General features: G+C 68.8%; 20 protein-coding genes. 7 read left to right on the plus strand and 13 right to left on the minus strand.

Annotated features, from left to right (window positions below; all coding sequences use genetic code 11):
- Positions 1–4: 4 nt before the first annotated feature.
- From ACSQ2F_RS12770 to ACSQ2F_RS12785, 4 genes are all read right to left on the minus strand, one after another.
- A complete protein-coding gene (locus ACSQ2F_RS12770) occupies positions 5–1567 on the minus strand; it encodes a DHA2 family efflux MFS transporter permease subunit (protein ID WP_436023321.1) in 1563 nt (520 codons plus the stop codon).
- Positions 1568–1585: 18 nt separating this feature from the next.
- The gene (locus ACSQ2F_RS12775) at positions 1586–2875 is read right to left on the minus strand and encodes an HlyD family secretion protein (RefSeq protein ID WP_436023323.1); all 1290 of its coding nucleotides are present in this window, start codon (positions 2873–2875) and stop codon (positions 1586–1588) included.
- A gap of 45 nt (positions 2876–2920) precedes the next feature.
- Positions 2921–4381: an efflux transporter outer membrane subunit gene (locus ACSQ2F_RS12780; RefSeq protein WP_436023325.1), complete on the minus strand. Its 1461-nt coding sequence runs from the start codon at positions 4379–4381 to the stop codon at positions 2921–2923.
- A gap of 81 nt (positions 4382–4462) precedes the next feature.
- The gene (locus ACSQ2F_RS12785) at positions 4463–4954 is read right to left on the minus strand and encodes a MarR family winged helix-turn-helix transcriptional regulator (RefSeq protein ID WP_436023327.1); all 492 of its coding nucleotides are present in this window, start codon (positions 4952–4954) and stop codon (positions 4463–4465) included.
- Between the two features lie 95 nt (positions 4955–5049).
- Between ACSQ2F_RS12785 and ACSQ2F_RS12790 the strand changes: the two genes are divergently transcribed.
- Positions 5050–6867: an ABC transporter transmembrane domain-containing protein gene (locus ACSQ2F_RS12790; protein WP_436023329.1), complete on the plus strand. Its 1818-nt coding sequence runs from the start codon at positions 5050–5052 to the stop codon at positions 6865–6867.
- A 123-nt stretch (positions 6868–6990) separates the two neighbouring features.
- Complete coding sequence (locus ACSQ2F_RS12795; RefSeq protein WP_436023331.1) at positions 6991–7647, plus strand: OmpA family protein; 657 nt, start codon at positions 6991–6993, stop codon at positions 7645–7647.
- A 90-nt stretch (positions 7648–7737) separates the two neighbouring features.
- Here ACSQ2F_RS12795 and ACSQ2F_RS12800 read toward each other — a convergent pair whose 3' ends face one another.
- Positions 7738–8631: a transglycosylase SLT domain-containing protein gene (locus tag ACSQ2F_RS12800; RefSeq protein ID WP_436023333.1), complete on the minus strand. Its 894-nt coding sequence runs from the start codon at positions 8629–8631 to the stop codon at positions 7738–7740.
- A 173-nt stretch (positions 8632–8804) separates the two neighbouring features.
- On the opposite strand from ACSQ2F_RS12800, the gene ACSQ2F_RS12805 reads away from it, so the two are divergent.
- Complete coding sequence (locus tag ACSQ2F_RS12805) at positions 8805–9182, plus strand: hypothetical protein (protein WP_436023335.1); 378 nt, start codon at positions 8805–8807, stop codon at positions 9180–9182.
- A gap of 120 nt (positions 9183–9302) precedes the next feature.
- On the opposite strand, the gene ACSQ2F_RS12810 is transcribed toward ACSQ2F_RS12805, so the two are convergent.
- Positions 9303–9899 carry a hypothetical protein gene (locus ACSQ2F_RS12810; protein WP_436023337.1) on the minus strand — a complete coding sequence of 199 codons (597 nt, stop codon included), beginning with the start codon at positions 9897–9899 and terminating at the stop codon, positions 9303–9305.
- Positions 9900–10374: 475 nt separating this feature from the next.
- Between ACSQ2F_RS12810 and thyA the strand changes: the two genes are divergently transcribed.
- Positions 10375–11271, plus strand: a complete 897-nt coding sequence (gene thyA, locus ACSQ2F_RS12815; RefSeq protein ID WP_436023339.1) for a thymidylate synthase — start codon at positions 10375–10377, stop codon at positions 11269–11271.
- Between the two features lie 46 nt (positions 11272–11317).
- Here the strand turns inward: thyA and ACSQ2F_RS12820 are convergent, their stop codons facing one another.
- The 7 genes from ACSQ2F_RS12820 to ACSQ2F_RS12850 form a co-directional block, all read right to left on the minus strand.
- The gene (locus ACSQ2F_RS12820) at positions 11318–12199 is read right to left on the minus strand and encodes a substrate-binding periplasmic protein (RefSeq protein ID WP_436023341.1); all 882 of its coding nucleotides are present in this window, start codon (positions 12197–12199) and stop codon (positions 11318–11320) included.
- Positions 12200–12419: 220 nt separating this feature from the next.
- Positions 12420–13631 (minus strand): FAD-dependent oxidoreductase, encoded by a 1212-nt coding sequence (locus tag ACSQ2F_RS12825; RefSeq protein ID WP_436023343.1) that lies wholly within the window; start codon positions 13629–13631, stop codon positions 12420–12422.
- Positions 13628–14584, minus strand: a complete 957-nt coding sequence (locus tag ACSQ2F_RS12830; RefSeq protein WP_436023345.1) for an ornithine cyclodeaminase family protein — start codon at positions 14582–14584, stop codon at positions 13628–13630. The genes ACSQ2F_RS12825 and ACSQ2F_RS12830 overlap by 4 nt, the downstream gene beginning before the upstream one ends.
- A gap of 26 nt (positions 14585–14610) precedes the next feature.
- A complete protein-coding gene (locus ACSQ2F_RS12835; RefSeq protein ID WP_436023347.1) occupies positions 14611–16014 on the minus strand; it encodes an amidase in 1404 nt (467 codons plus the stop codon).
- Positions 16011–16697 (minus strand): amino acid ABC transporter permease, encoded by a 687-nt coding sequence (locus ACSQ2F_RS12840; RefSeq protein ID WP_436023349.1) that lies wholly within the window; start codon positions 16695–16697, stop codon positions 16011–16013. Before ACSQ2F_RS12840 ends, ACSQ2F_RS12835 begins: the two co-directional genes overlap by 4 nt.
- On the minus strand, positions 16694–17344 hold the full coding sequence (locus tag ACSQ2F_RS12845; RefSeq protein ID WP_436023351.1) for an amino acid ABC transporter permease: 651 nt from the start codon (positions 17342–17344) through the stop codon (positions 16694–16696). The genes ACSQ2F_RS12840 and ACSQ2F_RS12845 overlap by 4 nt, the downstream gene beginning before the upstream one ends.
- Positions 17344–18141 carry an amino acid ABC transporter ATP-binding protein gene (locus tag ACSQ2F_RS12850; RefSeq protein WP_436023353.1) on the minus strand — a complete coding sequence of 266 codons (798 nt, stop codon included), beginning with the start codon at positions 18139–18141 and terminating at the stop codon, positions 17344–17346. The genes ACSQ2F_RS12845 and ACSQ2F_RS12850 overlap by 1 nt, the downstream gene beginning before the upstream one ends.
- Positions 18142–18231: 90 nt before the next feature.
- Between ACSQ2F_RS12850 and ACSQ2F_RS12855 the strand changes: the two genes are divergently transcribed.
- The 3 genes from ACSQ2F_RS12855 (at position 18232) to ACSQ2F_RS12865 (ending at position 23122) form a co-directional block, all read left to right on the plus strand.
- Positions 18232–19329 carry a GlxA family transcriptional regulator gene (locus ACSQ2F_RS12855; RefSeq protein ID WP_436023355.1) on the plus strand — a complete coding sequence of 366 codons (1098 nt, stop codon included), beginning with the start codon at positions 18232–18234 and terminating at the stop codon, positions 19327–19329.
- A gap of 126 nt (positions 19330–19455) precedes the next feature.
- Positions 19456–21444 (plus strand): hypothetical protein, encoded by a 1989-nt coding sequence (locus ACSQ2F_RS12860; protein WP_436023357.1) that lies wholly within the window; start codon positions 19456–19458, stop codon positions 21442–21444.
- 31 nt (positions 21445–21475) lie between these two features.
- Positions 21476–23122: an alanine racemase gene (locus ACSQ2F_RS12865; RefSeq protein ID WP_436023359.1), complete on the plus strand. Its 1647-nt coding sequence runs from the start codon at positions 21476–21478 to the stop codon at positions 23120–23122.
- Positions 23123–23297 lie beyond the last annotated feature (175 nt).

A 23297-nucleotide genomic window follows, 5' to 3' on the forward strand; every position in this document is an offset into this window, starting at 1 on the left:
TCCGTCAGTGGGCGCCGCCGGCGTCGGCCGTGCCGCCGCCCGCACGCGGCCGCGTGGTCCACACCATGCCGATCAGCAGCAGGAAGAGCACGGCGGACACGTAGAAGATGTCCGTCGCGGCCATCGTGTACGCCTGCTGGTCCACCAGGCGGTTGAGGACGGCCAGCGCCTGGTCGGGCGTGTGACCGGCAGCACCGAGACCGCCCAGCGCCCTCGTTGCCGCGTCGTTCGACGGATTGACGGCCTCGGCAAGGTGAGCGTGGTGCATCACCGCTCGATTCTCCCAGGCGGTCGTGAAGATCGACGTGCCCATCGCGCCGGCCGTGATGCGCACGAAGTTGCTCAGTCCGGCGGCCGCAGGCATGCGGTCGGGTGTCAAGCCCGAGAACACGATGGCCTGCAGCGGGATGAAGAAGAAGGCCATCGCGGCGCCTTGCAGTACCGTGGGCAGCAGGACGGTGGCGAAGTCGGCCTGCACGGTGAAGTGGGATCGCATCCACAGCACGAGCGCGAAGCCGACGAAGGCAACCGTGGCCAGGCGCCGCGGGTCGATGCGCCCGACGTTCTTGCCGACCCACGGTGAGAGCACGATGGCCAGCAGACCGACCGGCGCCAGCGCCAGGCCGGCCCACGTGGCGGTGTACCCCATGTACTGCTGCAGCCACAACGGCATGAGCACCACATTGCCGAAGAAGAGCCCGTAAGCCACGGCCAGCGACACGGTGGCCAGCGTGAAGTTGCGCCGGGTGAAGAGCCGCAGGTCCACGATCGGGTTCTCCTCGGTGAGCTCCCATGCCAGGAAGAAGAGGAAGCCCACCGCGGCCACCACCGCCAGCGCGATGATCTCGCCCGACTCGAACCAGTCGAGTTCCTTGCCCTTGTCGATCATGATCTGCAGGGCACCGACCCACAGCACCAGCAATGCCAGGCCCACCCAGTCGAGTGGCACCCGGCGCGGTCCCGGATCCCGCTTGCGGTAGATGGACCAGGCAGCCGCGGCCGCGAGCAGGCCCACCGGCACGTTGATGTAGAAGATCCAGGGCCAGGCGATGTTGTCGGTGATCCACCCCCCGAGCAGCGGACCCACTACCGGGGCCACGAGCACGGTCATCGCCCACATCGCCATCGCGGTGCCGGCCTTGGCGCGCGGATAGCTCGACAGCAGCAAGGTCTGCGAAAGCGGAATCATGGGTCCGGCCACCAGGCCCTGGAGCACCCGGAACGCGATCAGCATGCCGATGTTCGGCGCCAGGCCGCACAGCCACGACGCCAGCACGAACAGCAGGATGCTCGCAATGAAGAGCCGCACCTGGCCGAAGCGCTGCGTGAGCCAGCCGGTCAACGGCACCGAGATGGCGTTGGCGACCCCGAAGGACGTGATGACCCAGGTGCCCTGCCCCGGGCTCACGCCCATGTCGCCCGCGATGGCCGGAATGGAGACGTTCGCGATCGAGCTGTCGAGCACGTTCATGAACGTCGCGAGCGACAGGGCGATCGTGCCCAGCACCAGTTGGCTGCCGGTCAACGGCGCAAGTTCGGCCGGAGCGGCAGCGGAAGGCGATGACATGGTGTGGCCTTCGAAGGATCAGTGGGCACGGGCCAATGCGGGTGACGACGAAGCGGCATGAGCCATCGTCCGGCCGTCGACCGACCCGCTCGCACCCGGGGCCGGGCGGCGGCCGAGGTTGGCCGCGATGATGTCCTGTACCGCTTGGTCCGCCGCGGTGTCGACGGCTGCCGAGGCCGCGGGCGCCGCGCCGATCGTGGCGCGCGGGACGTCGGCCAGCATCTTGCCGGAGGTGTCGCTCACGTCGACGCGCGCCTCGATCGACAAACCCACCCGCAAGGGATGCGCCGCCAGCTCGCGAGGGTCGAGCGACACCCGCACCGGCACGCGCTGCACCACCTTGATCCAGTTCCCCGTGGCGTTCTGGGCTGGCAGCAGCGCGAAGGCCGCACCGGTGCCCGCCCCCAGCCCTTCGACGTGGCCGTGGTACTGCACCTGCTTGCCGTAGAGGTCGGCCTGCATCGTCACCGGTTGTCCGATGCGCAGGTCCTTCAACTGGCTTTCCTTGAAGTTGGCGTCCACCCAGACGTGGTCGAGCGCGATGACCGACAGCAACGGCGTGCCGGCCTGCACGCGTTGACCCACCTGAACGTTGCGACGGGCGACATGGCCGTTGACCGGCGAGACCAGCGCGACACGTTCGAGGGCCAGGTGCGCCTCACGCACACGGGCCGCCGCACGGAGCACGTTCGGGTGCTCCGCCACGGACGTGTTGTCGGTCAGGGACTGGTTGGAGGCCAGCTGTTCGCGGGCCGCGAGCACCGCCGAGTTCGCGGCAGCGACCGCACTGCGAGCGGCTGCGAGCTGGGCATTGGCATGATCGAACTCTTCCTTGCCGACGGCACCGGTGGTCACCAGCGGCGCACGGCGACGCACATCGTCCTCGGCTCGGGCCAGCTCGCTCTTCACGCGTGACTGCTCTGCCTCCCGCAGGGCGACCTGCGCCTTGAGCGCGGCGTTGTTCGCGAACAGGGTGCGCACTTCGCGCACCGTCTGGGCGAGCTGCGCTTCGGCCTGATCCAGCGCCACGCGAGCGTCGGCGGGATCGAGCATGACCAGGGACTGGCCGGCCTTGACGAAGTCCGTGTCGTCGGCCTCGATGGCGACGACGGTGCCGCTCAGCTGCGGAGTCACTTGCACGACGTGCGCCTGCACGTAGGCGTTGTCGGTGTGTTCGAAGTGGCTGAGGACCAAGGCGTAGTAGGCCCCGTACGCCACGCCGGCCAGCACGACCGCCGCAGCGACGGCAGTGAGGGCAAGGCGACGCTTGGAGCGGAGATCGGAGCTGGGTTGGGCTGGGGTCGTCATGGGATTTCCTGGAAGAAGTTGTCGCTGGTCGCGAGGTCGGGTGGCTCAGGGGGCGGTGAACCCGCCACCGACCGAACGAGCCAGGGCGGCCTGCGTGTCGAGGACGCGGGCCTTCAGATCGGCGGCCGAACGGCGCTGAGCGAGCAGGGAGGACTCGGCTTGCAGCACGGTGAGGTGGCTGCCCAGCCCCGCGCGATAGCGCTGAGTGGCCAGGTCGTAGGCCGCTTCGGCCGCAGCACCTGCCTCGCCCTGCAGCTGCTGCTGGCGCTCGATGGAGCGCAGGGAGCTGAGCTGGTCGGCCACGTCCCGCACGGCGTCCAGCACCGCGCCGTTGTAGGCGGCCACCGCGGCATCGACGTCGGCGGTCTTGCCGCGCAGGCTGGCGCGCAGCCGCGCCTGGTCGAACAGCGGAAGGTGCAGCGCCGCGCCGGCTCCGTACTGCCGGCTGCCGCCTTCGAGCAGGCGATCGAGCCCGATGCTGGACAGTCCGACGAAGGCCTGCAGGTTCACATTGGGGTAGAACGCTGCGCGCACCGCGTCGCTGTCGTCGATCGCTGCCTGTGCACGCCAGCGGGCGGCAGTGACGTCTGCTCGTCGGGCCAGCAGGTCGGCCGGCAAGGTGCCTGGCAGCACGAGCGGCTTCAGGCCAGACAGTCGCGGCGACAAGGCGTCAAGGGCGTCGGGCGCTTGCCGGGTCAAGGCAGCGAGCGCATGCCGAACCCGCGCGATCTGTTCATCGACGGCCTCGACCTGCTGACGCGTCTCCGGGATCGAACCCTCACCCTGGCGCAGTTCCACCTGGGTGTCCAGGCCGGCCCGGACCCGTTGCCGGATGAGCGCGAGCATCTCTTCGCGCTGGGCAAGGGCCCTGACGTTGACGTCACGCTGCGCGACGAGACGCGCGAGCTGCATGTACGCCTGGGTCACCTGGTGGGCCAGCAGAAGACGTGTGGCCGCAACGTCGGCCTCGGCTGCCTGGCGCAGGCCCACGGCGGCTTCCAGCTGCGATTGCTGGCGACCGAAGAAGTCGAACTCATGGGAGAGCGTCAGTTGCAGGGTGCCGCTCGACGCCGTCGATCCTGCCAGGGGCTTGGGCACCATGCCGTTGGCCGTGTAACGCTGCCGCATCGCCTCGCCGCTGGCACTCGCCTGCAGGCCCGTTGCCGCATCGGCGCCCTCGACGCCGGCATGCGCCCGGCCGAGGCGAGCCACGGCGGCGTCGAGTGTGGGGCTGCCCTCCAGCGCACGCGCCATCAGGCCGTCGAGCGCCGGGTCACCGAACCCGCGCCACCAGTCATGGTCGATCGACGCAGGAGGGGACGGGGGCGACTCCCCGCGCAAACCCAGCGATGCCGGGTCGAGTTCGCGGCTCTGCGGCGCAATGCCGGCCGGACTGGCGCAACCCGCCAGCACAAGCAGTGCAGCGGAAGCCAGCGCCGCCAGCAGGGCGGTGCCAGTGAGCCATGCGGCGAGGGCCGGTGGCGGGGGCGATGAAGGGCAATGCATGACGGACGGTTCGCGAAAAGGTTGACAGGGCTTTAGTTGCCTAGGCATCTAATGGTTTAAAAAAACGGGGCAAGCGTTGCGTCAGCCCTGCTCAGGAGGGTCGCGCAGCGACTCGCCGTTCTCCAGCATGCGCAGCAGATACCCCTTCAGGGCCTGCCATTCCGACTTGGAGAACCCGGCCAGATGGGCATTCATGACCTCGGACAGCGCCTCGGGAATCGATTGGGCGACTGTCTCCCCGTGGGGAGTGAGCTCGACGTTGACGACCCGGCGATCGGTGGCCGAGCGGATGCGGCGGCACAGGCCCTTCGCCTCGAGCCGGTCAAGCAGGCGCGTCGTGGCACCCGGGTCCATGTGCAGCTCGCGGGCGAGCTCGGCCACGGTGGACGCGCTGCCCATCTTCAGCTTGAAGAGAGGCGCCCACTGCGCATGGGTGAGCCCGACGGGCTCAAGGCGCCGCCCGGTGTGCTGGGTGAGACTCAGCAGCACGCGCCGCATCAGGTAGCCGACGCTTGCCTCGGCCGTGTAGTTCTCGGCACGATAGAAGTCGGCAGGCGCGGCAGGTTTGACCATGTGTCGAATTTACATGCCTAGGCATACATTGTCAAGGCAGTGGACTCCGGCCGCCTTGGGGTCGTGCGATCCGTTCCCCATGGCTACACTGCGGCATGCCTGCCCTCCCCGCCACCGACCTGCGCGACCCTCCCGTCACGGCCACCGACCCGAAGCCCGCACGCAATGTCAAGTCGCTCTCCGGCCTCGGACCGTTCCTGAGGCCCTACCGGGGCCGCATCGCCCTGGCCGCGTTCTTCCTGGTCATGGCGGCGGTCACCACGCTGGTGTTTCCGATCGCGCTCAAATCCCTGATCGACCAGGGCCTGGTGTCGGCCGATCCCGGCGCGCGCGTCCTTGCCCTGCGCGGGCACTTCCTCGCGCTGTTCGCCGTGGGCGCCGCCCTCGGTCTGTTCTCGGCCGCGCGCTTCTACATGGTGACTTGGCTGGGTGAGCGGGTGACGGCCGACCTTCGCAATGCGGTCTACAGCCACGTCATCCGCCAGAGCCCCGAGTTCTTCGAGACCACGCAGACCGGCGAGGTGCTGTCGCGCCTGACGACCGACACAACACTCGTGCAGACCGTCGTGGGCTCGAGCCTCAGCATGGGGTTGCGCAACTCCGTCATGGGCATCGGCGCCATGGTGATGCTCGTCATCACCAACCCGGTGGTGATGACGCAGGTGCTCGCCATTCTTGTGCTCGTGGTGTTGCCGTCCCTGTACTTCGGCCGGCGTGTGCGCAAGCTGTCCCGCGCGAGCCAGGACCGCGTGGCCGACGCCAGCGCCATCGCGGCCGAGGTGCTCAATGCCATTCCGGTGATCCAGAGCTACACCGCGGAATCCCGCGAATCCGAGCGGTTCACCGCATCCACCGAGAGCGGCTTCGCCACCGCGGTTCGCCGCACGCGGGTCCGCTCGGGCCTCGTCGCCTTCATCATCACCGCCACCTTCGGCGCGCTGCTCTGGGGCCTGTACCAGGGCACCCAGGCGGTGATCGCCGGTGAGATCTCCGCCGGCCACCTGGGACAGACGGTCGTGTATGTCGTCATCCTGGTGAGCTCGGTGGCTGTGCTGGCCGAGGTGTACGGGGACCTGCTGCGCGCCGCGGGGGCGACCGAACGCCTGATGGAGTTGCTCGCCGCGACCTCTCCGATCGTCTCGCCGGCGCGCCCTGCGAGCCTGCCGCTGGTGCGCGGTGGCTCGGCGGTGACCTTCGATCATGTCGACTTCCATTACCCGTCGCGCCCGCAGCATGCCGCGCTTGCCGACTTCACCCTCCACCTGCGCGCCGGCGAGACCGTGGCCCTGGTGGGGCCCAGCGGCGCAGGCAAGACGACCGTGCTCCAGCTGCTGCTGCGCTACTACGACGCAGCGCGCGGCCGCGTGTGCATCGACGGCGTGCCGGTGAACGAGCTGACCCTGGAAGCCCTGCGCGCCCGCGTGGGCATCGTGCCGCAGGACAGCGTCATCTTCTCCGCCGACGCGATGGAGAACATCCGCTATGGCCGGCCCGATGCCACCGACGAGGACGTGATGGCCGCCGCACGCGCGGCCTTCGCCGACGAGTTCATCCGTGCCCTGCCCCAGGGCTATCGCACCTTCCTCGGCGAGCGCGGCGTGCGGCTCTCGGGTGGCCAGCGGCAACGCATCAGCATCGCCCGCGCCATGCTGAAGAACCCGCCGTTGCTGCTGCTCGATGAAGCCACCAGTGCCCTGGATGCCGAGAGCGAGCGCATGGTGCAGGCGGCGCTCGAATCCGCCATGAAGGACCGGACCACCATCGTCATCGCCCACCGGCTTGCCACCGTGCAGAAGGCGGACCGCATCGTCGTGCTCGAGCATGGCCGCATCGTGGAGACGGGCACCCATGCGGAACTCGCCGCAGCGGGCGGCCTCTACTCCCGGCTGGCCGCGCTTCAATTCGATGCTTGAGCGTACGCAACCGTAGGCCTCGGCCGACAGGCGACGCTACAGGTGTCCGACAGACGCCCGGTGGGAGCGGCCAGATACTGCGCTCAGCCGGGCCCCCAAGTACCCGTTTGAGGAGATACCAAGATGAACAATACCCGATCCATCCGTGCCGCCGTGCTGGGGCTGAGTGCATCCGCCCTGTTCCTGGCCGGTTGCGAGAACATGAGTGAACGCCAGAAGGGCACGGCGCAAGGCGCCGGCATCGGCGCCGTCGGCGGTGCCGTCATCAGCGCGGCCACCGGCGGCAAGGCCGGCACCGGTGCCGTCATCGGCGGGGCCGTCGGCGCCGTCGCGGGCAACCTGTGGTCCAAGCGCCAGGAAGACCGCCGCAAGCAGATGGAGCAGGCCACCGCCGGCACCGGCGTCGACGTGACCCGCACGCCCGACAACCAGCTCAAGCTGAACGTGCCGAACGACGTGTCCTTCGACGTCAACAGCGCCGCCATCAAGCCGCAGCTCCGCGGCGTGCTCGACAGCTTCGCCAGCAGTCTGCAGGGCGACCCGAACGCCGAGGTGACCATCATCGGCCACACCGACAGCACCGGCAGCGATGCCATCAACAACCCGCTGTCGCTGGACCGTGCCCAAAGCGTGCGCGACTACCTGTCCGCACGCGGCGTCGCCGCGTCCCGCATCCAGACGGCGGGCCGTGGCGCACGCGAGCCGGTGGCCAGCAACGCCAACGACAGCGGCCGCGCGCAGAACCGCCGGGTCGAGATCTTCATCCGCGAACCGGCCTGATCGGCTTCACCGCCTACGAACGAGGGCGCCCGAGGGGCGCCCTTTTTCATGGCGACCGCACGGGCCGGCCCTCGTCGCGGCACCGCCCCATCAGCCCGCGGCCTTCTTCATCTCATCCGCCCGGGCCATCACGGTCGCTGCGTACTCATCGGCCTTGATCACCCGACCATACGAGTCGGTGGTGCCGGGCGCCCAGTTGTCCCCGCCGTTGTACTTCTGGAGCATGTTCTGCGTGTCGCCGCCCTTGTCCGCCAGGATGACGGCGGCCATGGCGACCTGGTCCTTCGGGTTCGCATGGTCGTAGGCGTGCCCCATGCTCGCCTCGAACTTGCCGGCATAGGCGTCGCGCGTGGTGGGCTCGACCTGCATGAGCCCATCGCCCGCACTCGGGCTGCCGGCCAGACCATTGCCGAACCGGCTCTCCTTCTCCATCTGCGCGGCCAGCACGAACGGGTCGACGCCGGTCTTCTTGCCGGCCTCCACGCAACTCTGCCACTGCTCCGACGACATGCCCGCCGGGCCCTTGCCCGCATCGAGAGGCGCGTGCGTGGCGGCCGGCGCTTGCGCCTGCGCGGCGGGGCGATCCAGCCCGGCCGGGGCCGGGTCTGTGACACCGCCCGGGGCCTGCGCCGCCGCAGGTGCCGGGGATGCTGCCGCGGGAGCTGCGCCTGCCTGTCCCTGCGCCGGCGCCGGTTCGCCGGCCGAACCACCGGCGCCTTGAGGCTTCGGCGGTCGCTGGCAGGAGAACGCGTCCGGCGTGGAAGGCTGTGCCCCGGCGCCGAAGTTCTCCAGCAGGTCGCTCAGGCCCTTCATGACCTGCGGGTCCTTCATCATCTCCGTCACGAGTTGAGCGACCGCCTGCAGGATGGCGTCGTTGATCCTCGCCTGAACGTCCTCAGGCCGGGATGGCGCCATCGCAGGAAACTGCGACGGGCCGACGAGGAGGTGGGGCGCAATGGGTTGCTGCTGTACGGCGAGGTGCATCGGAGGTCTCCTGGAATCGGGAGGTTCCATGCTGCGCAGGCGGCACCGTCATCCGGCGTGGGCAAGCGAAGCGGTGCACGGAAGTCCGAAAGTTCGCCCCTCGCGACGCCCTTTCGTCTCCGGGACTGCGCGCCGCGCACGCGACATGCACGCTCGCCGGTGGAGGCCCCACCATGACCACGCTCGAAGCCCGCCCGCCCCTGCACCAACTGTCGACATGCCTGTTGCTGGGGCATCAACTGGGCCAGTCCGACGACACGGCACCCATCACCTCGGCACTCGTGCGCGCCTTCAACGGCGAGCGCGAAGTGCGCGTGTTGACGGCCATCGGCACGCTGCTGCGCGGCGACGCCACCGCGGCCCAGGCCGAGCTTGCCCGTGAACGCCTGTCAGGCGACGCCGACGCCGGCACCCTGGTGTTCGCGCTCGCCGATCGACTGGCGGGCGACGGCGACGCGTGGCGCCGGCCGGTGGACCACGTGCTCGCCACCAGCAGCGAGCCTGCATTGCGCTCGCTTGCGTACCTCATTGAAGCGTCAGGGCCGACGTGAGGCGAGGACATGGCCGGGCGGATTCCACTCGCCGCTGTTCCTCGCAACGAAGGCCGAGACAATACCCGCGCCCTGTGAAGCCAGTCTTGCTCAAACGGTCCGTGGGCTCCATCGGGGAAGTCACAACCCGGGTTTCGGTCTGGCGGCTCCCCGGGGCACACAAGCCAGTTGTTCAAGCATGACAGGTATCTCGCTGCTGTCCTCCCCCGAGGCGCTCCGTTGGACAAGCTGAAGCGGACATTGCGCCCCAGCCCCCGGCGCCCCGACACGGAGTGCGTATCGCCGGTCCTTGACGGAATCAAAGGCGACGACGGAACTGCAACTGCGGGCATCGCGGAGCGACATGATTGCAAGCACCGCCTTCTCTCCCGCTGGAATCCACACGCCTGTCAAGTTCAGGTTGGACAGAAGCGGATTGCCCTTGCTGACCACAACGAGTTGCTCAGAGTCGACGAACAAGGGGTTCATCAATGCCCCGTCGCACGAGTGCGCGGCAATACGTCGGTCCACGCGAACCGCACCGGACAAGACGCTCTCTTCTGCAAACTCCACCTGCAGGTGCGCGCGGTCTGTCACCGTGGGCGGAATCTCATAGGGGCGCTGGGAAGCGCATGCGGTGAGCACAATTGGAAGCGCAACTGAGAGAGAACGGAAGTTCATCGCTGATCGAGTCCGGTTGGTGTTGGCGCGCGCATCGTATTGGCGCAACGACAGCAATCCTCGGGGAGATTGTTCTGGTTTCGTCCAGTCGCCCCGGCTACGTGTGACGGAATCCACGATCCGAGTTACACCGGCGCCGATCCCATAGTGCCAAGGGCACCCGCGCTGCCGTCGGCTAGATCCAGCATCGCGGTCGGCGCGCCGCCACTCGAGCGCCGCAGTTGGGCTCCAAACGTGAAAAAGCCCGCAGCAAGGCGGGCTTCGGGAATCTGGTCGTGGGCTCTTTCGCGGCCCACGTTTACGGCACATTGCGTGTGCTCTTCTTGTTTTTCTCGTCGTTCGAACATCGACGCGCCGCTGCAAGTCCGGCTTTGCCTGTACAGGCGCTGGCTCGTCAGTTCGAGCCAGGAGCCCGCAGTGTAGCACGGGGGCAGGCGCTTTCGAGGCGGGCTCGGCCATAATCGCCGGTCATGCCGGCGATCGACTTGCCGGTGCACGGCGCTAGGCGCGCCGAACCGCAGCTGCCCCTTTCATGCGCCACCCTGAATCCCAATACCTCGACATGCTGGCCCGCGTGCTGGAGTCCGGCGACCCTCGCGTGGACCGCACGGGCGTGGGCACGCTTTCGCTCTTCGGCGAGATGGCCCGGTTCGATCTCTCCTCGGGCCAGGTACCCATCCTCACGACGAAGAAGGTGTTCTGGAAGACCGCGGTCAAGGAGATGCTGTGGTTCCTGACCGGCGGGACGAACATCCGTGAGCTGCTCCAGGACAACGTGCGCATCTGGACGGACTGGCCGCTCCAGAAGTACCGGCAGGCCACCGGCCACGACCTCTCGCAGGCCGACTTCGAGCAGCGCGTGCTCGACGACGAAGCCTTCGCTGCACAGTGGGGCGAGCTGGGTCCGGTGTATGGCAAGCAGTGGCGGCGCTGGCTGGGGGCGGACGGCAAGGTCCATGACCAGATCGCCGGTGTGATCCACAGCTTGAGGCACAACCCGTCGAGCCGCCGCATCCTCTTCCATGGCTGGAACGTCAGCGAGATCGAGGGCATGGCCCTGCCGCCCTGTCACCTGCTCTACCAGTACCACGTGTCGAGCCAGGGACGGCTGAGCTGCATCCTCTATCAGCGCAGCGCGGACATTCTGCTGGGCGTGCCGTTCAACTGGACGGGCGCCGTGGCCCTGCAGCTGATGCTGGCCCAGCAAGCCGGCCTCACGCCGGGGGACTTCGTCTGGATGGGGGCTGACGTCCACCTGTACAAGAACCACGTCGAGCAGGCGCGCGAACAGCTCTCGCGCGCCCCTCGCCCGCTGCCCCGCATGCGGCTGGCGGTGCAGCGCGACAGCATCGATGACTACCGCGTCGAGGACTTCGTGGTCGAGGACTACGACCCGCATCCCCCGATCAAGGCCGACGTGGCCGTCTGAAGCGGAAAGCCCGCCACGCAGGCGGCGGGCTTTCCGGGCCCGTGGATCAGGCGGCCGGCTTGCAGGACGGCAGCGACCAGTTGGCCGGGCGATCGACGCCCGCACGGGTGTTCTGGCCCGAAGGCACGAACCACACGTCCTGCACGAGGCCGTAGCTCTTGCCGATCTTGCGCAGCTCGCAGGTCTGCCACATCTTGGCAATCTCGGCGTTCACTGCCTTCACCAGCTCGGGGTTGTCCTTGCTGAGGCCGAACACCACCTGGCCGAGGCCGGTCAGCAGCGGAAACTCCGGCGAGTTGTCGGTGAAGGCGTTGAACTTCAGCTTCCACTGCGGGTTGCGCGAGATCGCGTACTGCATCACCGGCGGGTCGCCGATCACGGCATCGATGCGCCCGGCCAGCAGGTCACGCACGGCCGCATCCGAGGTGTCGTAGAGGGCGACCTGCAGGCCCTTGATCTTGCGCATCTCCGGAATGAAGGAGAAACCGGTGATGGTGCCGACCTTCTTGCCTTCCAGGTCCTTGAGGCTCGACCAGTTGTTCTTGTCGAGCTGCGTGATGCCGTTCTTGAAGTAGTGGATGGGGTCGCTCAGCGCCATGATCTTCGCGCGCTGCTCCGTCCAGCCCATGGTGCCGGCCATCACGTCGACGCGCTTGGATTGCACCGAGGCGATGGTGCCCGACCACTCCATCAACGCCGGCTTCACCTTGAGCTGCGCGGCCTCGCTGATGCGTTGCAGGATCTCGCCGTCGTAGCCCACCATCTTGCCGTCCTGGTAGCCCGTGCCGGGCATGTCGCCGGTGAAGGCGACGGTCAGCATGCCCTTCTCGATCGTCTCGACCTTCTGGGCCATGGCGGGCGTGGTGGCCGTGAAGAAGGTGGCCAGCGCGGCCAGCCCGACGGCGATGCGGATGTGTCGATTCAACATGGATACTCCTGGTATGGGTGCCGTCCCTGGATCAGAACGTGAGCGAAATATAGGGATGGCGGCCTCGTCTGAATTGCAGGTGCTGACGCTGGAATTGCACGTTTGCGACAGCGCGGGAAACCCCCGAGGCCTCGATTCGGTGCGGCACTGTGCCCGTGCCGCGGACAAAAAAGAAGGCCCCGGCGCAGCAGCGGCGGGGCCTGGCAGAGATAAAGGTGTTTCAGGCCGCGAAGCGCACCAGTTCGTCGGACAGCTTGGCAGCGCTACCAGCCGCCAGCGTGAGGCCGAGCGCGCCCTGCCCTGCGTTCACGAAGAGGTTGGTCGAGGCCAGGCGCCCGATGCGCGGCAGCGAGTCCGGCGTCGCCGGTCGCAGGCCCGACCAGGGCTTCGGTGACTCGGTCCGGCACATGCCGGGGTACACCGCCTCGACGCTGTCGATCATGGCCTGCACCCGCGATTCGGGAATGCTCATGTCGTAGCCGGTGATCTCGGCCATGGCCGCCACCCGCAGCGCGTCGCCGAGCGGCGCGAACACCGTCTTGCGGCCGAGGTGGGTGACACTCGCGCGCGGCCGGGCCTCGCCCCGGAACGGCAGCGTGATGCTGTAGCCCTTGACGGGATACACCGGCAGATGGAATCCGGCCTCGGACGCCAGCGCCGCGACATGCGGGCCGGCGGCCAGGACGAAGGCGTCGGCCGAGACGTCGCCACGCGAGGTGCGCGCGGCAACGATGCGACGCCCCTCCCTCACGAAGCCGTTCACGCGCGTGTTGAACGAGGTGCGTCCCCCGAGTGCGCCCATCGAATCGACCAGCGCCTGGCACAGCCGGTAGGGGTCCGCCACGCACTCGTCGGCGGTCCAGATGCCCCCGGCCACGCCGTCGAGCCGCTCCCCCAGGGCCGGCTCGCGCGCACGGCACTCCGCGGGCGACAGGACCTCCTGCCGGCAGCCGAGCTTGGCCTGGAAGGCCACGAGCGCGCGCTGTCGCGCGAACGTCGCCTCGTCCGGACACAACACCAGCTTGCCGTTCTCCACGAACCCCACCGACCAGCCTTCCTGCTGCATCCAGCCATCGAGCACGCGGCGGCTCAGCTGGGCCAGGTGCAGCAGCATCGCCGTGCCGCGCCGGGCCGTGCCGGGTCGGCAGGCCGCCAGGAACTGCAGCCCCCAGGCCCACTGCCGCCAGTCGGCACGCAGGCGAAACTTCACGGGCGAGTCGGGTTCGAGCAGCATCTTGGGCAACGACCGCAGAGTGCCCGGAGACGCAAAGGGTTCCGCGTAGCTGTAGCTCAACTGGGCGCCGTTGGCGAAGCTGGTCAAGAGCCCCGGCTCCGCGGCCGCATCGATCAACTCCACCTCGAAACCGGTCCGGGCGAGCTGGTAGGCACTCGCGCATCCCACGAGGCCCGCGCCGATGATGCAGACCTTCATGTGAGCGCACCCATGGCGGTGTCCGCATGGTCGGTCAGCAGCCATCCCTCCCGGGCGCGCGCCAGCACGAGCTGCGCCGTGGCCACGTCGGCCAGGCCGACGCCGACCGACTTGAAGACGGTGATGCCCCGCCGCTCCAGGTGCCAGGGCGCCTCGCCGCCGAAGAGCTGCGGCAGGTCGACGTAGCGGCCGGCCTGGTGGCGCTCGCTCCACAGCACGATCTCGCCCGCTTCCACCAGGCTCTGCGGCTTCCACTCGACGATGATCCGCTCGGCGCGCGACATGGTGGTGTCGTCCAGCTCGCGCACCTTGGGCGTGCTGGTGCCGATGGCCGCGACAAAGGCGCCCGGTGCAAGCCAGGCACCGTCGAACACCGGTTCGGCCGAGCGCGTCGCGGTGACGACGATGTCGGCATCGCGCACGGCGGCCTCGGCGGCCGAGATGCGCACGCGGGCACCGGTCGCCTGCTCCAGGCGCTTGCACCACGCCGGGTTGGCGAGCGGGTCGACGACCGCGATGTCCTCGAAGCGGAACCGCTCGCACAGGGCCTGCGCCTGGGAGCGGCCCTGCAGACCGGCACCGAACAATGCCAGCTTGCGGGCCCCGGGCGCCACCGCGCGGGCCGCGACCATGGTCGTGATCGCGGCCGTGCGAAAGCGGGTGAGCTCGTTCCCGTCGAGCACGGCGATGGGTGTGTTGGTGGCCAGGTCGAAGAGGATGACGGAGAAGCTGAACTGCCCGCCCACCGTCGGATAGACCTTGATCCCGGCCACGTTGCGGGCCGCCCAGACGGCCCCCATGGAGCTCAGCTTCATGCCCGCGCAGTCGGTGCGTTGGCGAGGGTGCACGGCGGCCCGCCCCTCCGCCAGGTCCTGGAAGGCCTGGGCGAGGACTTCGGTCACGCCGCGGAAGTCGAGCAGTTCAGCCACTTGGGCGTCGGAGATGTGCAGCATGTCGTCTCGATTCGATGCAAAGAGGGTCAGTCGAGTCCCGGCGGAACCGCCTTGTGCCACGGCGTTGCCTTCTCGAAGGCATGGGCCACGCGAAGGATCAGGGGCTCGGCCATGGGGCGCCCGATGAACTGCACGGACACCGGCAGGCCCTGCCCCGACTGGCCGGCCTGGACCGCGATGGAACACAGGTCCAGCAGGTTGACGAAGCGTCCGAAGCGGGAGAGCGGCGTGGACTGTTCGTCCACCTCGCTGACCGGGATGGCGGTGATCGCGTTCGTCGGCATGACGCACACGTCCACGCCCTCCATGGCATCGATCATCGCCATGCGGGCCTTGTCCCGCATCTTGAGCAACTCGATGTACTGCGCCGCATCGATGTCGCGGCCCGCGAGGATGCGGCGCTGCACGTTCGGGTCGAAGACCAGGTCCTGCTCGAAGAGCTCACCCAGGTTCGCATAGCCCTCGGCACTCATCAGCTTGCCGGCAATGCGCATCGACTCGGTGAGCGACTGGGGCAGCGGCCGTTCGACGAGCTGCATGCCGAGACCAGCCAACGTCGACAGCGCGCGGTCGTACAGCGCCAGCACGTCCGATTCGATGGAGTGCCGTTCGGACGCCGGCAGCACCCACACGCGGGTTCCACTCACGTCGTGCTCGATGCCGCCGAGCACGCGCCGCACCGGCGCCTGCAGGCTTGCCGTGTCACGCGGGTCGGGACCGGCGATCACGTCCAGCATCAGGGCGGCGTCCCGCACGCTGCGGGTGATGGGCCCGACGGTGTCGTGCGTCGGGCACAGCTCGACGAGCCCGTGCCGACTCACCAGCCCGTGGGTGGTCTTGAGCCCCACCAGCCCGCACAAGCCCGCGGGGATGCGCACGGACCCGCCCGTGTCGGTGCCAAGGGCCGCCGTGCACAGACCCGCGGCAACCGCCACCGACGAGCCGCTGCTGGAACCGCCGGGCACGCGATGCGTCTGCAGGTCCCAAGGGTTCCACGGCGTGCCCATCACGGTGTTGGTTCCCCAGCCGCCGAAGGCGAACTCGACGGTCTGGGTCTTGCCGATGATCACCGCGCCGGCCGCACGCAGACGGTCCACCACCGTGGCCGTCAGGCTCGACAGCTTGGCCGGCAGGGCACGCGAGCCGGCGCCGAGCATGTGACCCTCGATCTCGAACAGGTCCTTGATGGCCACCGTCACGCCGTGCAGCGGCCCGAGCCGAACGCCGGCCCGCAGCATGCCGTCCAGGGCGCGGGCCATCTGGCGGGCCTCGTCCCGGTACACCTCGACGAAGGCCTTGAGCCGCGGCTCGAGCCGGTCCATCCGTGAGAGCTGGTACTCCACCAGTTGCTCGCTGGTGAACTGGCCGTCGCTGATCGCGGCAGCGGTGTCTTCCAGCGAGGCGTGCGCAAAACGTTCGATCGTGCTCATGTCGTCCCCAGGGCGCGCCGGCCGCGCGACAGCTTCTGCCCCAGCAGGCGAGAGAGCATCGACAGCGGAAACGCGATTGCAAAATAGATCAGCCCGACCAGCACGAAGATGTGCAACGGCAGGAAGTACTCGCTCGACATCGCCCTCGCGGCCAGCATGAGCTCATCCGTCGCGATGAGCGCGCACAGCGAACTGTCCTTGAGCAGCGACACGTAGCAGTTCACCAGCGGCGGCAGCATCACCCGCAGGGCCTGCGGCAGCACCACGGCGGTGAAGATCTGGAACGGCGACATGCCGGCCGCCAGGCCCGCTTCGCGCTGGCCACGGTGCACCGCGTCCAGCCCGCTGCGAAACACCTCGGCCACGTACGCCGCGCCCTGCAGCCCGAGGCCGATGACGCCGGCCCAGTAGCCCGACAGCGTGAGACCGAAGCTCGGCAGGCCGAAGTACAGCGCGAGCAGCAAGGCCAGCAGCGGCACCGCGCGCAGGAACTCGACCACCGCGTTGGAGGCCACCCGCAACGGCGCGAATCGCGACCGGTTCATGACCACCAATGCGGCGGCCAGCACCAGCGCAAGGAGAAAGCCGAAGGTGGAGATCTCCGCCGTGATGCGGGCCGCATCGAGCAGCCGGGGCCACCACTCGGGCAGGTGGTCCCGGTAGACCTGGAGGAAGTCGTTCATCGTCCCACCCCCATGCGGCGCTCCATGCGGCTGAACATCCAGCTCACCGGAAAGACGATGCTGGCATAGAGCGCGATGGCGCTCGCGTAGATCAGCGGCGTCTGGAAGGTCGAGGTCACCAGGCTGCGCGCATAGAACATGATCTCCGGCGCGGCGATGGCCGAGGCGATGGAGGTGTCCTTGATGAGCTGGCTCGCGTAGTTGCCGATCGACGGCAGTGTCAGGCGCAGCATCTGCGGCAGCACGATGCTGCGCAGCGCCTGCATCGGCGTGAGGCCGACGGCGAGCGCCGCCTCCCGCTGGCCGACGTGCAGGGCCCGCATGCCGGCGGAGAACACGTCGCATAGCACGGCCGCGCCCACGAGGCCCAGGCCGATGATGGCGGCCGTCTTCGGCGAGAAGCGCACCCCCACCGAGGCGAGGCCGAAGTAGAGCAGGAACAGGTGGGCCAGCGCCGGCACGTTGCGCATCCACTCGATGTAGGCGGCAATGGCAAGGCGCACGACGCGGACCTGCGTGAACACGTTGACCAGCGCCAGCAGGAGGCCGAGGACGAACGCGATGAGTCCGGCGCCAACGGCCACCTGGGCCGCCGTGAGCGCGCCGGCCAGCAGCGCCGAGATGATGTTGGGAAATGCGTCCATCATCACGCGGCCCTGGCAATGGTGGGGTCGCCGTGGCCCACCTGGCCGAGGAAGGCGCGGGTGCGCTCCTTGGCCGGATGGTTGATCACCTCGGCCGCCGGGCCTTCCTCGACGATCACGCCGCCGTCCATGAAGATGACGCGGTCGCCCACATCACGGGCGAAGCGGATCTCGTGCGTGACGAGGATCATCGACAGGCCCTCCTCGGCCAGCTCGCGGATCACGCCCAGCACCTCGCCTACCAGCTCCGGGTCGAGCGCCGACGTGGGCTCGTCGAAGAGGATCAACTTGGGCTTCTGGGCCAGTGCACGGGCAATGGCCACCCGCTGCTGCTGTCCGCCCGACAGCCGCTCGGGATACTCGTCGGCCTTGTGCCGCAGGTGCACCTTCTCGAGCATGGCCTCGGCAAGCTCGTAGGCCTCGGCCCGCGACAATCGCCCGGACTTGATGGAGGCCAGCGCCACGTTGTCGCGCACGGTGAGGTGCGGCCACAGGTAGAACAGCTGGAACACCATGCCGATCTCGCTGCGTTGTGGTGCCAGCTCGCGGTCGGTCATGGTGCGGATGCGCCCGCCCGCGGTGCGCACCTGACCGATGTGTTCGCCCTCGAGGACGATCTCGCCGCCGCTCGGCTTCTCGAGGTAGTTCACGCAGCGCAGGCAGGTGGACTTGCCTGACCCGCTCGGGCCGATCAGGGAGAGCGTCTCTCCCTTGCGCAGATCGAACGAAATGTCCTTCAGCACCTCGATCGGGCCGTAACTCTTTTTCAGTCCCTTGACCGTCAGCAGTATGTCGTTCATAAAATCGCCTCGCCAATCAGAAGATGACAACGCGATCCTAGGAACGTTTGCGCAAACCCGATGGCAGGGCGGTGCGGCGACATTGAACATATGCGACATCCCGGGAAAACACCAACCGACCTCCTGCCCGACGACGCCCCCCGCCTGATCGTCAACCGCCTCGACCAGGCGCCCTCGGTCACGCGCCCGGGCCGCAAGCCCGCCTCTCAGGCCGAGCTGCGCATCGGCATCCTGCTGTGGCCGGGCTTCCCCTTGTTGTCCCTGGCGGGCCTGTGCGACGGCCTGCGCCATGCCGCCGACCTGGGCGACCAGAGCCGCCAGAACCGATGCTCGTGGGCCATCCTGGGCAAGGCCGGTGAGTCGGTCACCGCGAGCTGCGGGGTGAAGGTGCCGGTGGATCTGCCGTTCTCGGCGCCGCTCGACTACGACTACATCGCCGTCATCGGCGGGCTGCTGCCGCAGATCGCGAGCGTCGATCCGGCCCAGGTGGCCTTCCTGCGCGACGTGGCGCGCAGCCAGGTGCCCCTCATCGGCATCTGCACCGGCAGCTTCGTGCTCGCCCGCTTCGATCTCCTGAACGGTCACGCCCCCTGCATCCACCCCTTCCATGTGGACGATTGGGAGAGCCTGCACCCGTCGCTGGCCTTCGAGACCCGGTCCCACTACGCGATCGGCTCCAACCGCATCACCTGCCCGGGTGGCATTTCCATCGTCGAGCTGGCCGCGGAGCTGGTGCGGGTGCACTGCGGCGCCGACCGCGCGGCGAAGGTGGTGCACCAGATGACGGTCACGGCGGAACGCACCGCGTCGCACATGTCGCGGGCCCATGCGCTGGGCTACGACACGAGTGACCATGACAAGCTCCGCCAGGCCATCGTGCTGATGGAAAAGAACATCACGACGCCCCTCGAGATCGCCGTGATCGCCAAGCTCGTGAAGTCGAGCAGCCGCCAGCTCGAACGCGTGTTCCTTGCGGAGACCGGCACCAGTCCGTCCGAGTACTACCGCAACTCGCGCCTCAAGTACGCACGCTACCTGCTCACCACCACCGACCTGCCGGTCGTCACCATTGCCGGGGAGAGCGGCTTCTCGGACGCGTCGCACTTCATCCGCCACTTCCAGCAGCTGTACGGCATGGCGCCGGGTCGGCTGCGCAAGGCCTTGAGCGGAGCCACGCCCGCCGTCTGAGCGGGCTGCAGCGCGACCCGCGGCTTCGTCTGCCGCGTCGCGCCTTCGTTCGACCACCGTCCCGGCGGGCGTGCGGTCTCCAGACTGGTGTCATCCGATCGTCACACGACACCACGAGGTTCGCCGATGCCCAATCCCACCGTCTCGCGTCCGAGCACGCCACCCCTGCCGACGTCTGTGCAACCGACGGCGCACCCGGACGTTGCGCCATCAGGTCCGGGGGGCAGCACGCCGGCCAGCAAGGCGCTGGTTCGTTTCGAGGGCACGCCGGGGCTGCCGTCGCGCCGCACGTCGCTGAACGGCAGCGAGGCGGCCACCGCGACGTCGGCGGCGTCGACCAGCAGCGCCGTGACCGCGACCCGTCGGCGCAGCAGCGCCGCACTTGCCAAGGCCCAGACCGACCGCGCCGCCGCCCAGATGGCCGAGCAGATCCAGAGGCTGGCCATGAAGGAGATCGGCTCGCTGGAACCCGCGGCCGTGCGGACGTACTTCGAGAACAACGTCTCCCGGCTGCTCGGCGCGCAGGCGCCCGCACAGGAGCGACTGCTGCGGCTCTTCGCACAGGCCGGCATCCCTGACGGCGAGCGCATCGTCACCGATGCGATGCAGGCGGCCGACCGCACCATGATGGCGGCGCTGGGCAACGGCGAAGGCCCGTCGACCGCGCTGCAGCGGCCGGCCGGGCCGGCGGACGACGCCGCGCTGCAGCGGCTGTTCGATGCGATCGACCAGATCCGCACGGGCAGCGTGTCGCCCCCCGACGAGTCCCGCATCGAGGAGCTGTCGAGCGACAGCTCGGTGACGTCCGCCGAGCCCCCCGAGGCCCCGAGCCCGGCCGGCGGTGCCGACGACAACGCCTCGCTTCACGCGCATTTCCCTCCGGAGGAGGTGAAGACGGCGGTGGACCGCCTGACCGAGGCGATCAAGGACATGCCGGACTTTCTCGCCCGGGTGATGAACAACCGGGACTTCGACAGCAAGACCGCGCAGTGGCTGGCCACGACCGGCAACGTGTTCCTGCGCAACCTCGCATCGGTCGGCGTGACGACCTTCGGTCGAGAGTTCCTTGCGTATGGCATCGAACTGGCGCTCGAACGCCACGGCGTGTCGGAGCCGGTGCGCCGCGGCATCAGCGCACTGGCCGGGCCGGGGTATCCCACCCTCACGCACCTGATCGGCGCGTACCGCGACGTGATGGACGGCGGCGCCAGCAAGGAGCAGCTCCGCGACGCCCTGATCGGCCGCGGCATCTCGGTCGCCACCGGACTCGGCGCCTTCTTCGCGGAGGAGGCCTTCGGCCTGTCCCACACCACCACGGCCACCCATGTGGCGATGACCGCGTACACCCATGCGCGCGACGTCGGGGTGCAGTCGTGGCTCCGCTTGCCCGCCGCCCAGGACCCGCCGGAAGACAAGACGCACTTCATGTTCATGAGCGTGTTCTACGGCCTCGACCAGATGATCGTGCCGATGCTGATGCTGATGCTCGCGCCGAACTCGGGTGCGCGTGCCGCACGCGCCGGGCTCGGCATGGCCGACGTGGCCAAGGCCGCGGCGATCCGGGCCGCCCTGAACACCGGCGGCGAGATGGCCGAGGACCTGGCCAACGAAGGCAACCGGGCCATCCGCGCCGGCCACGCGCCCGAGGTGGGTCTGCAGGTGGATTTCAGGCAGCGCCATTTCGTGAACGCGCTGCTCGGCCAGCAGTCGGTGCGCAGCGACATCATCTCCGAGGCCCAGAGCTTCGTGCCGCTGATCGCGTCCAAGATGACCGACGCCGGCAAGTCGTCCAACCAGATCCTGATGGTGACCGCGCTGATGATCGGGCTCATCAACGGCGTGCAGTACTGGCCGTTCGCCAAGGGATTCTCGGCGCAGCCCAAGGTCACACCTCGCTCGCCGGACATCGAGGAGGGGCATCCGCTGGACGATCTCGCCTCGTCCTCGTCGTCGCCTTCACCCTCGGCCGCAACCGCGCCCACGCCTTCGACCGACTCGCTGGAGATCGAGGAGCTCGACCTCGATGACCCGCGCACGGCCGAGCTCTCAGCGGTCGACGTGACGCCCGAGATCGAGGAACCCGACGGTTCTTCCCTGCTCCGCAACGCCATCTGACCTCCCTGCCCGTCCTTCTGGAGAAGCCATCATGTTCAAACCCGTCAGCACCCAGTCCATCGCCTCGTCGTCCCGCCAACCGCTGGTCGATGCCCCCTCGACGTCCTCTGCCGACAAGGGCAAGTCGACGCAGCGCCCGGGGATGGACACGCCCTCGCGAACGTCCAGCCTGCACGGCGGCGCCCCGGTGCGCTCCAGCACGGCCATCGGCGGACTGACGAGCTTGATCGCCGGCAAGAAGGCGGCCACGCCCCTGCCGACGCCGGCCCCCAAGGCCTCCCTCGACGTCGATGCGATGCTGCAGGAGACCGCCCGCACGCGCGCCGTGTTGAACATGAGCGCGGTGCGGCGCAACATCCGCCGCGGCCTCGCCCTCGTGGGCAGCGACGGCGTGACCCGCGTCCCGGCGCGCGGCGGCGCCGTGCTCAAGGCCGACGGCTACGGCCTCAACGGCAGCAACCCGGCGGCCATCGCCAAGGTGCTGGTGTCCGAAGGCGTGCGCGACATGTTCGTGGCGGAGCTCAGCGAGGCGGTGAAGCTGCGCGCGGCCTTGAAGAAGGAACGGCCGGACCTGGCGGACGACGTCAGCATCAACGTGCTGGGCGGACTGGACATGGACGTGAACCCGAAATGGCTGATCGACCACGACATCACGCCGGTGCTCAACAGCGTGGCCCAGGTGCGCAAGTGGAACGACATCGCCGCCGGCCTGAAGGCCGAGGGCAAGCTGCCGCCGCAAGGGCTGGACTGCATCCTCCAGTTCGACTCTGGCATGAGCCGCACCGGCATCGGCGGCGACCAGGTCGATGCGTTGCTGGCGGCCATCAGGAACGGCGAGCTGCCCCACATCGCCCCGCAGCTGATGATGTCCCACCTGGCCGCGGCCGGTGACGCCGATCCGGCAACGGAGAACCCCGCCACCAAGGAGCGCAGCCCGGGCGACAAGACCCTGGCCCAGCTGGCCCGCTTCGATGACATCGCGGCCCGCCTGAAGCAGCACTACCCCGGCATCCAGGAGTCGCTGGGCGCCTCGTCCACCGTCTTCCTCGGCAAGGACCTGCACAAGAACATGGTCCGCATGGGTGCCACCTTCCATGCGCAGGCACCGTTCGAGACCGACACCAACCCGCTCGAGCCTACCCTCACCGTCACCTCGAAGCTCGGGCCGTTCCAGAAGTACCCGCCCGGCGCCAAGGTCGGCTACGACGGCACCTACACGGTGACGCGCCCCGGTGGCGAGGTGCTCGGCACCATCCCGGTGGGCTACCGCGACCTGCTCCCGCCCGGCGACCGCTGGAACCACCAAGGGGATGGCGGCAAGCTGCCGACCGTGCGGCTGCGCACGCCCGACGGCACCCTTCATCCGTGCACCTTCGCCGGCAAGTTCTCGATGGACATGTGCGAGATCAACCTCTCGGACATCCCGGAAGACCAGTTGAAGGAAGGCCTCGACGTGGTGCTGATCGACGACAAGGTGAGCACGGGCCAGTTCGCCGCCCAGTTCGGCGTGGGCGCCTCGTACCTGCAGACGAAGATCGCGAGCGACCGCGTGGCCATCAGCCACGTCGAGACGGAACCGTTCCCCTCCCCTGCTGCCGAGCCGGTCGTCGAGGCGTCGCCCTGGTCGAAGGCGGGCCGCGCGGCGCGCAGCGCGCCGAGCGTCGCGGCGCCGGTCTGACCCGCACCGACCGTTCTGCCCGCGGGCCCGTGGCGCGATGCGCCCCGGGCCCGCGGCCGTTTCAATCGTCACGCGAGGACAAGGGGGCTGCTCATGGGCGGGTGATGTTCGGGAAAACGAGGGCAGGTCAGGCGCAGCGAAGCGAGGCCGCGCGGGTCAACGGAGCGTCACGAAC

Origin of the sequence: Rhizobacter sp. LjRoot28 (assembly GCF_964253025.1) — a bacterium.
Classification (GTDB): Bacteria; Pseudomonadota; Gammaproteobacteria; order Burkholderiales; family Burkholderiaceae_C; genus Rhizobacter.